Genomic DNA, 10,656 nt, shown 5'->3' with positions numbered 1-10,656 from the left:
TCCGCTGGTGGGGAGCCGGAGCGGGCCGGTGGGACCTCCGGTGGCCTTGTACTTGGCCAGGATCGGCCCGCACAGGTCGAGCTTGACGTTCGCGTTCCCCGCCGAGGGGAACTTCTCGCAGGTGGTCCACGGCGTCTGGTTGTCCGCGATCAGCCGCATCGGCCCGAACGCGTTCCCGTCCGCCCCGGGGGTGATCCCGAGGGCGACGTACAGCCTTCCGTCCGCGGCCTGTCCCCACAGGTCGGCCTTGCCGTCGCCGTCGAGGTCGCCGTCGGAGTTGAGCCTGGGGTAGGCGGCGCCGTCGAACCCGGTCCCGATCAGCGTGCGCGCGGCGGTGTTCCCCAACGCCGTGACGTCGACGCTGCCGTCGGCGTTCTTCTTCGACGCGTACTGGTAGAGCTGTCCGGTGGCGCGGTCGCGGGCCCACAGGTCGGGGAGCTGGTCGCCGGTGACGTCGCCGGGGGCGATGAGGTCGAGGTTCCTCCAGTCGGCGGTTCCCAGGGGGATGGCCTTGTCGAAGGCGCCGCCGCTGGTGTCGCCGTGGAAGAGCCACAGGCCGGCGCTGCCGTCGCCGTTGTTCTCGAGGGTGAGCAGGTCCAGGCGTGCGGCACGGGATCCGCTGAGGTCGTTGTCGACGTTGCCGGGGGCGAGGATCTGCCGGACGCGGGACCAGTCGGAGGTGTAGGCGGCGCAGGTGCCGTTCGGGCGGGTGGCGTCGACGCAGACGTTGGGTCGGGTGACGCCGTCGCGGTTCTCGCTGGTGAAGTACTCGCCGTGGGCTCCGGCGCCGGCGGTGGGGTAAAGGTAGAGCTGTCCGTCCGCGTGGGCGTAGAGGTCGTCGTAGGTGATGCCGGCGCCCCCTCGGTGGGTGATCAGCGATCCCGCCCAGGTGGGTTGATCCTCGGTACCGGCCGGGCCTTGGAAGGTGCGGGAGGCGATGGTGCCGCCTGCTGCGGGGTTCGTGTCGGCGGCGTACATGCGTAGGGCGCCGGCGTCGTCGACGGTGAGCAGGTCGATGCGCCCGTCGCCGGTGATGTCGCCGAGGGTGGTTTTGGCGTGGGGATCGGAGGGTGCGTAGAACTTGTAGATGGTGGGTTGTGAGCGGTTGCCGGCCTTGTCGACGGTTTGGGCGTAGAGGGTGTTGGTGCCCCACAGGACGACGGGCAGGGGGTCGGTTCTCCAGATCTTGGTGATGTCGTCCCAGGTGGCGCGGGCGGCGCCGCCGACGGGGATGATGGCATTCAGGGCGTATTCGATGGTGTCGACGCCGGAGGCGTTGTCGGTGGCGGTGAAGGTGAAGGTGCCTTTGTCGCCTGCGGTCTTGCCGCCGCCGGCCTTCGGGTAGTCGATGCTGTCGACGGTCGGTACCGACGGCGGTGTGCCGTCGATGGTGAAGGTCTGGCCGGCGGTGGGGAGTGAGCTCGTGTGGCCGTCGCCGGTCTGGGCGGTCCATCTGTAGGTGTGGCCGTCGAGGAGCAGCCCGACGGGGAGGTCGACGCGGGCCTCGTGGCCGTCTGCGCCCTTGGAGACGAATCCGCTGGTGTAGACGACGGGGTCGCCGTTGCCGACTTCGGTGACGACGAAGTTGGCGTCCAGGGTCTGGACGTGGTCGGGGTCGGTCACGGTGGCGTAGAGGCTGACGCCGCCCACTGCGGGGTTGACGGCGCCGATGTAGCCGTCGTTGCCCGAGGTTCCTCCGTTGACGGGCGCGGGCGTCATGCGCAGGTTGGTGGGCTGGTTGGGCGGGGTGTTGTACTCGATGTAGATGAAGTTGTCGGCGGCGTCGCGGGAGAAGCGCTTGAAGGAGTTGTTGGACGTGTTTTCGGGGGTTTCCTTGCCGTAGACGCCGAGGGTGAGGAACTGCCAGTTCTGGTGGGGGGCGAGGTTGGCGGTGATGTCGAAGTCGACCTTGCGGTCACCGCAGGTGGGCTTGTTCGTGCCGGGGACCGAGGCGGTTCCCCACAGGCCCTGATCCGTGGGTTGGGTGCGCCAGGTGGTGTTCTCGTTCAGGGTGTCGCTGGTCAGGTGCAGGTAGACCGGCTGGGCGTCCGCGGGCAGGCAGCTGGACAGGGCGGAGTAGACCTGGGTGGTGGTGAAGACGACACGTTTGATGGACTTGCCGTCCAGGCGCCCCTCCCAGTTGTAGTCGACCCGGTAGAAGGAGCGCTCCAGTCCTCTCGGGCTGTCGTACCACTGGTATCCGGCGCCCGGAAGCCAAGCGGTGTTCTTGCGTCCCGACACGTCGGGGTAGGCCTGCTGGACCCAGTTGTACATGCTCGCCCGGTCGAGCATGGGTATCCAGTCGGGGTCGATGTAGACCGGGAACACCGTGTCCGGAGCGGCGAGCAGGCCCGCGTCGGGTGTCAGCGTGAGCGAGGTGCCGGTGACGAAGGCTTCCAGCGGGGCGGTCGTGGCGTGGACGCCGGGGCGCGTGTCGGTGGAGACGAGTTCGTCCGCGGGGACCGGAGGGGGCGAATCCTGCGTCCCGGCCGGCGCGGACGCGGTCTTCGCACTTCCGGTGGCGGGGGAGGTTTTGGGTGTGCTGCGCGAGTCCCACATCACGGGCGCGGGTGCGGTGAACGCGACCTTGCCGTCGGCGGCCTTGGCGACCAGCGACCCGTCGCCCGCCTCGGTGACGGTGACGCCGTCGGTGGCCATCCCGAGCCTGAGCGCGGCGAGTTGCGGGTTCCTGGCGGCGGTGGCGGTCTTGACGACCAGGGTGTGGGTGAAGCCGCCCTGTTCGCGGGCGGTGACCTTGAGGTCGACGTCGGGCAACACTCCGGGGTAGAGCGCGCCGTCGCCGGCGAGGACCGGCGTGGGAAGCGTCGTGGGCCAGGTGAAGGTGAGCTTGCGCCCGGCGTTGGTCATCGACGCCAGCAGCGTGGTGCCGCCGCCGCCCAGGGTCAGGTCAGTCGTGGTGGCGGCGGGTCGCAACGTCCCGTCCGCGGCGCGTACCAGCGTCGGGTCGAGGTCGCGCCAGGTTCCGGACTTCTTCGTCCGGGACGGCTCGACGGTCCGTTGGAGCGCCAGGACGCCGTCGGGCTTCGCGGTGACGGTGTCCGTCTCGGTCGTCAACTCCGGCACGGGAACCGGGACTCCGGTGCGCACGGCCTGCGCAGTCGCCCTCGCCTCGGCTACGGCCTTCGCGTCGGCCGACGGGTCACCCACGGCGGCGCTGCCTGCGGCCGTGGTGCCGACTCCGGCGGCGGATGCGATGGCGGGTGCGTGGTGGGGCGCGGCGCCGGCGGCGCCGACGGCACACGTCATCGACAAGGTGACGAGCCCGCCCACGAGGGCCGACAGTCGTCGCGCGTACGGGCGTGGGCGGGGAGGCGGGTGCCCCATGAAGGTGACTCCTCGGGAGAGTTGGCGGTGCGGGGCGCGGGCGCGCATAGATGCGCGGAACGTACCGGTTGGCTACAACCGTTCACCAGGTGACGCAGATCACGTCGACTCATTCAATATATCGACAAGGAATCAAGTCTCTCGAAGACGCTTTCGAATTGCCGAACTATGCCTGCCAACGGGCGATTTGGACCTACCGGGGACTCCCGAGCGGCCGGTTGGGTTGTAGTGACGAAACACACATTCACCCACGGGAACTCCCTTTACCCACAAGGAACTTGCCGCGTACGGTGCGCTCCGTCTGTGATCTTTCGCCTGCTCGGGGGCGGGATCCGTCCTGTCTCGGTGGGGGTTCGTCATGCGTGGTTGGTCGTGGGGATCGAGGTCCCGACGTGCACGAGGATCAAGTTCGGCGCGCCTGTTCGTAACGGGGGCGACGGTCCTGGCGCTGACGGCGAGCGTGGGCCCGGCCCAGGCCGTCGACTGGATCGAGTCCCGCCCCGACACCGAGGGATGGTCCCCACGAGATCTCCCCAAGACGCCGTCCGTAGGCGGAAAAGAAGCGTCCAAGCCCGACGCACGACCCCTCACCGGTGACGGCCACCGATCGTGGAAACCCACCGCGACCACCTGGCCCAAACCGGCCGAGACCGAGACCATCCCCGCTCCCGCGTCCAACTTCGTCGCGCGGGGAGGCTCGTCCCTGCTGGCCGCCCCCACCGGCGGCAACGCCCCCGGCACCCCCGTCTGGATCACCACCCCCACCGCGAGCGCCCCCAGTCCCCTGCGCCCGAACGCCCTCGCCGCCCCCGCAACCGGCGCGGCTAGTTCCCCGGGCCGGGTCAAGGTCACCGTCGCCGACCACGCTGCGGCGGAGCGGGCCGGTGTCGACGGCGTCCTGATCACGGTCCGCCCCACGGACACGGCCACCGCCCCCGGCAAGGTCACCGTCGGTGTCGACTACGCGGGATTCCGGGACGCGTTCGGCGCGGACTGGTCCTCGCGGCTGCGTCTGGTGTCGATGCCCGAGTGCGCGCTCACCACCCCGGACGTCCCCGCCTGCCGGGTCAAGACGCCGGTGGTGGGCGGACGCAACGACCGCGTCAAGAACCGCGTCCTCGCCGACGTCGACCTCACCGCCGCTTCGCCCACCACCGCCAAGTCCGCGAACGCGCCCGCCTCGGGCGGCGCGATGGTGTTCGCCGCGACCGCGGACGCGTCCGGCCCCTCGGGCGATTACAAGGCGACCTCGCTGTCGCCGTCCGGTCAGTGGTCGGCGGGCGGCAACTCCGGTGCGATGAACTGGTCGTACCCGATCGGCGTCCCGCCCGCGATCGGCGGCACCGCACCGACCGTGAATCTGGCCTACAACTCGGGCGCCGTGGACGGTCGCACCACCTCCACCAACAACCAGGCCTCCTGGATCGGCGAGGGCTGGGAATACTCGCCCGGGTTCGTGGAGCGCTCCTACCAGTCGTGCGCGCGCGACGGCCAGGACAAGTCCGGCGAGAAGTGCTGGTCCAACCAGAACTCTTTGACTCTGTCCCTGAACGGCAAGTCCTCGACCCTGATCCAGGACGACACCGACAAGACCAAGTGGCGTCTGGAAGACGACGACGACTCCCGCATCGAACCCCTGACCGGCGCGATCAACGGCGACGACAACGGCGAGTACTGGCGCCTGACCACCGGCGACGGAGTCCAGTACTACTTCGGCGTGGGCCACAAGCCGGGCGGCAACAACCAGGACACCGCCACCAACTCGACCTGGTCCGCGCCCGTCTACGGCAACAACGCGGGCGAACCCTGCAACAAGACCTCCGGGTTCGACGCGTCCTGGTGCCAGCAGGCCTGGCGCTGGAACCTCGACTACGTCGTCGACCCGCGCGGCGGCATGGTCACCTACTGGTACAACGCCGAGACCAACCGATACACCCGGGGCGCGGTCCTGGTCGGCTCCGGCACGCTGACCGAGTACACCCGCGGCGGCACCCTCGCGAAGATCACCTACGGGTCGAAGACCACCGACACCACCGCGCCCACCGCCCAGGTCCTCTTCGACACCGCCGAGCGCTGCCTGGTCAAGGACGGGTTCGACTGCGACCCGGCCAAGATGACCAAAGCCAACGCCGCCAAGTGGCCGGACGTCCCCGTCGACAAGCAGTGCGCGACGTCTGGCACGTGCGAGGAGCACGGCCAGTCGTTCTTCTCCACCCGCCGCCTCACCAGGATCGTCACCCAGTCCCTCGTCGGAGCCGGCTACCAGACGGTCGACGAGTACGCCCTCGACCAGGACTACCCGGACCCGCAGGACGGCTCCTCCCCGACGCTGTGGCTGAACTCGATCACGCGCACCGCCTGGGACGGCACCAAGAAGATCGACGTGCCCTCGGTCGACTTCGTCGGCGAGTTCATGCACAACCGCGTCGACGCCGGCGGTGACCTGGCCCCGCCGATGAACCGCCGCCGCCTGAAGGGGATCACGAACGAGACCGGCGGCCAGACCACGGTCGTGTACAACGCCCCCGAGTGCACCCCCGCCACGCTGCCCGTCCCGGACGCCAACACCAAGGCGTGCTACCCGATGTGGTGGAACTACGACGAGGACTCGGAACCGGTCCTGCACTGGTTCCACAAGTACACCGTCGCCGAGGTCACCGAACACGACATCGCCACAACCGCCCCCAACCGCTCCACCCGCTACGAGTACGTCGGCGGCGCCGCGTGGCACCGCGACGACTCCGAGCTCACCGAGGACAAGGAAGCGTCCCGACCCAAGAGCAAGGACCGCCGGACCTGGAACCAGTTCCGCGGCTACGGCCAGGTGATCACCCGCTCGGGCGTCGCCCCCAAGGACGCCGTCACGCAGTCCGCGACGTTCTATCTGCGCGGCATGGACGGCGACGTGAGAAAGGACGGCACCACACGCGCCGTCACCCTCACCGACTCCACCGGTACATCAATCGTCGACGCAGACCACCACGCCGGATTCGCCTACGAGACGAAGACGTTCACCGGCGACGGCGGCGCGGTGGCCGCAACCTCGCTGAGCACGCCGCACGCCTCGGCGGTCACCGCCACCCACGCCCGCGTGCGCGGCCTACCCCCGCTCACCGCCCGCCGCACCGCCACCGAGAAGACCCGGGACCGCAGCCTCCTCGCCGACGGCACCACCTGGCGCGAGACGTCCAAGAGCACCACGTTCGAGCCCGTCCACGGCCTCCCGGAGACGATCTCGGACAAGGCCGACGGCCTGCCCGAGTACTGCACCAAGACCACCTACGCACACAACACGTCCGCGTGGATCATCGGCAAGCCCGTCGAAACCCGGTCCCTGGTGGGCAACTGCGCAACCGCGCCGTCCAAGGACACCGTGTACGCGTGGTCGCACACCCTCTACGACAACAAACCCTTCGGGGAAATCGGCGCGGTCGGTGACGTCACCTCCAACGACGCGGTCATCGACTACAAGGCGGACGGCACCCCGAACTGGGTCACCACCGCCAAGTCGGAGTACGACGCCTACGGCCGCGTCACCAAGGCCACCGACGCCGAGAACAAGACCACCACGACCGCCTACACCCCTAGCGCGGGCGCCCTGCCCACCACGGTGGCCGTCACCGGCCCCACCGGCTGGACCGCCTCGACCACCTACGCCGGGCTCCGGAACCTCCCCGTCAAGGCCGTCGACGTCAACGGATTGGCGACCGAGCAGGAGTACGACACCCTCGGTCGGTTGATCGCCGTGTGGAAGCCCGGTCACACCAAGGCGGACAACGCGGACCTGCAGTTCGCGTACGCCCCCAGCAAGACCGGCCCGTCGGTGGTCACCACCCGCACTCTGAAGACCGACAAGAAATACGCGGTCTCGCACCGGCTCCTCAACAGCTTCCTCCAGGAACGCCAGACCCAGTCGAGCACCGCCAACGACGGCTTCGGTCGGGTAATCACCGACACCTTCCACGACAGTCTCGGCCGCCCCCACAAGACCAACCAGCCCTACTTCAACGACATCTCGAACCCGGGCACGACCCTCTTCGTCGGCGAAGACAAAGAAGTCCCCACCCAGAACGCGGTCGTCTACGACGGCATGGGCCGCACCACCGCCCAAGTCTTCTCCTCCAAGGGCGTCGAACAGTGGCGCACCACCACCACCTACGCCGGCGCCGACGAGACGCGGGTGACCCCGCCGCCCGGCGGGACCGCGACCCTGTCCATCTCGGACGCCCGCGGTAAAGCGCGGGAGTTGCGCGAGTACAACGGCGGAGTCCCCACCGGCAGCGACTACTCGAAGATCACCTACGAGTACAGCCCCCGCGAGGAACTGCAGAAGGTCACCGACGCCGGCGGCAACACCTGGACCTACACCTACGACTTCCTCGGCCGCAAGACGCACGTCGAGGACCCGGACAAGGGCCCCTCCGACACCCGCTACGACCTCGTCGGGCGCATCACCGGCACCACCGACGCTCGCGGCCAGACCCTCGCTTACACCTACGACGCGCTCGGCCGCAAGACCGCCTCCTACAAGGACACGGTCGCCGACGCCAACCTCCTCTCCGAGTGGACCTACGACCGCTACGCCAAGGGCCAGGCGGACGGCTCCTCCCGCTACGTCGGCGGCAAGGCCGGCGCGAAGTACACCAGCGAGATCACCGGGTTCGAACCCGGCACCTACCGCCCCACCGGCACCCGCACCACCATCCCCGCGGCCGAGGGCAAACTCGCCGGCACCTACACCACCGCCACCACGTACGAACCGGTTCTGGGCCTGCCAGTCAAGACCGACGTCCCCGCCCACGGCGGGCTCCCCGCCGAGACCCTGAGCAGCACCTACACCACCCTGGGACTGCGGACCAAACTCGGCGGCGAACGGGCCTACCTCAACCGCGGCCTCTACGACGTCTTCGGCCGCAACATCCGCGCCACCCTCGGCGACGCCCCCCTCCAGGCCGCGTTCACCAGCGCCTACGACCCTGCCACCGGCCGCCTGCTGTCCACGAACTGGGACAAGCAGACCGCCACCACCACCAGCGTCGACGCCACCACCTACACCTACAAGCCCAGCGGCGACGTCACCTCCATCAGCACCGTCCGCGACAGCGGTTCAACCGACACCCAGTGCTTCGCCTACGACGGCCACCGCCGCCTCAAGCAGGCCTGGACCGACACCGCCGGCACCACCACCCTCCCCGCCCCCAACGTCCCCGGCATCGGCGGCTGCACAACCCAAACCCCGACCACGAACACCGTCGGCGGCCCGGACCCCTACTGGCAGACCTTCGACTACGACATCGTCGGCAACCGCACCAAACTCGTCGACCACGACCCCACCGACGACCCCACCAAGAACGTCACCACCGAATACGGCTACCGCCCCGGCGCCCAGCCCGGCAACCGCACCCACCGCCTGGACACCGTCACCGTCAAGACCGGCACCGCAGCCCCGATCACCACGACCCTGACCTACGACCAGGCCGGCAACACCAAATCCCGCCCCGGCGCCGACGCCAACCCCCAGACCCTCACCTGGAACGAAGAGGACAAACTCGCGAAGGTCGACTCCGCGACCGGCACCAGCGAATACGTCCACGACGCCGACGGCAACCGCATCATCCGCCGCGAGAACGGCAAGACCACCCTCTACCTCGGCACCGACGAACTCACCACCAACACCTACGGCACCGGCCCCGTCGTCGGCACCCGCTACTACCCCACCGCCGGCGGCACCTCCGTCATCCGCTCCGGCACCGGCGGCCTCGCCTACATGGCCGCCGACCACCACGGCACTCCCACCGCCATCCTCGATGCCGCCGACCTGACCGCAACCCGCCGCCAGTCCAAGCCCTTCGGTGAACCCCGGGGCCCCCAACCCACCCAGTCCAACGGCCAATGGCCCGACGACAAGGGCTTCCTCGGCAAGCCCATGGACACCACCGGCCTCACCCACGTCGGCGCCCGCGAATACGACCCCAGCCTCGGCCGCTTCATCAGCGTCGACCCCCTGATGGACCTCACCGACAACCAACAAATGCACGGCTACACCTACGCCGGAAACAACCCGGCGACGGTAAGTGATCCCTCAGGGCTATTCGGCATAGGCCAGGCCATTTTCGGCATAGGTCAGGCCATAGGAGCGGCCGGCGGCGAGGACAAGAAGCAGAAAAAAGCGCAGCACCAGGCCGCGGAAACCGTCAAGGAAAAGGGCAGTAACCCCGTCACGACCGTTTCATATAAAAGTGGCGGACGAAAGCGGGGCGACGACCCTGTCGTATCGGTTGGCGAAGCAGCCGTTCTAGGAGTGATCGCCGCCTACCAAGTCGCCGGCAAAGCGGAGTGGGCCGCGGATGAAATCCTGAGCACGTGGGACAAGTGCCGGAATGAACAATGGATCATCTGCTCGCAGACGGACTTCACTTGGGATGGGATCAAGAGGAAGTTCCGGGGCGAGGACAACACGAAATTCGGTTGGTTCATTGTGTCTGAGCTCGTCTGCGTCTACGCGGATTGTCAGAACCTCACCCCCGAAGCCCGTAAACGTTACCTTGAAGTAGCTGACAGTCTCAAAGACGAGAAAGTTACTTCGGGTCAAGAAGTTGATCTTGGAGGAAATAGGATTGGTGAAGTATTCGCCAGCGGGCACAAGCCGGAATCGGACGAAATTACGGCATACCTTGATGACGTCCCTGGCATGCAGCCGCGCCATCGCCTGCAGGAGAATCACGTGGCCTCGGAGCATACGGAAACGCTACTCGCTTGGAGGATGCGACAAAGTGGACAAATACATGCAAATTTGATCATTAATAATAAAAGAGGGGTATGTGGGTTCTGTGATTTCGCAGTGCGGGCGATCCTACCCTGGAATCAAAGCATGACGGTGTGGTATAGGGATGGGTTGGGACAGTTCCAATCAAGAACCTTGCGCGGAACTGCACCGACTCCGGGCTGGCGGTGAGTGCGCCCTCGCCATGACGAGCCTGGGGAGTCGACCGCGCAGGTCTATCTGACTGGATGTGTAGTGACGAGGTCGTAGTTGGCATGACGAGATCTGCCGATGATGAGATGTTGGGGAGCAGGACGGATGGGGCTCGTGGCGTGCAGAACAGAGAGCCCTCGTTCCGGAGTGACACCCTCGCGTGCATCAGAAGAATACGAAAGCGCACAGATGCGAACCCGCGACGGACGAAGGTCGTTTAGATCGTGTTTGGATCACCGGTCGCAATTTTCTAGTGTGCGGTCTCACAAGACGCGGGCGGAGCCGAACTTTTGGTGAGGCAAAGTGCCGTTGGCAGCCAATCCGCTTCGGGGTTT

2 protein-coding genes are annotated in these 10,656 nt (G+C 67.7%); one reads left to right on the top strand and one right to left on the bottom strand.

Annotated elements, in window-relative coordinates; all coding sequences use genetic code 11:
* Positions 1–3,345: hypothetical protein (locus ACIBSV_RS49635; RefSeq protein WP_395874447.1), on the bottom strand; the 3,345-nt coding region annotated here is incomplete at its 3' end.
* A gap of 460 nt (positions 3,346–3,805) precedes the next feature.
* Here ACIBSV_RS49635 and ACIBSV_RS49630 point away from each other — a divergent pair.
* On the top strand, positions 3,806–10,300 hold the full coding sequence (locus ACIBSV_RS49630) for an RHS repeat-associated core domain-containing protein (RefSeq protein ID WP_395874445.1): 6,495 nt from the start codon (positions 3,806–3,808) through the stop codon (positions 10,298–10,300).
* Positions 10,301–10,656: the final 356 nt, after the last annotated feature.

This window comes from Embleya sp. NPDC050154 (assembly GCF_044460165.1).
In the GTDB taxonomy this organism is placed as follows: domain Bacteria; phylum Actinomycetota; class Actinomycetes; order Streptomycetales; family Streptomycetaceae; genus Embleya.
The sequence above is the reverse complement of the archived record's forward strand: the minus strand, read 5'-3'. Positions and strand labels throughout refer to the sequence as shown.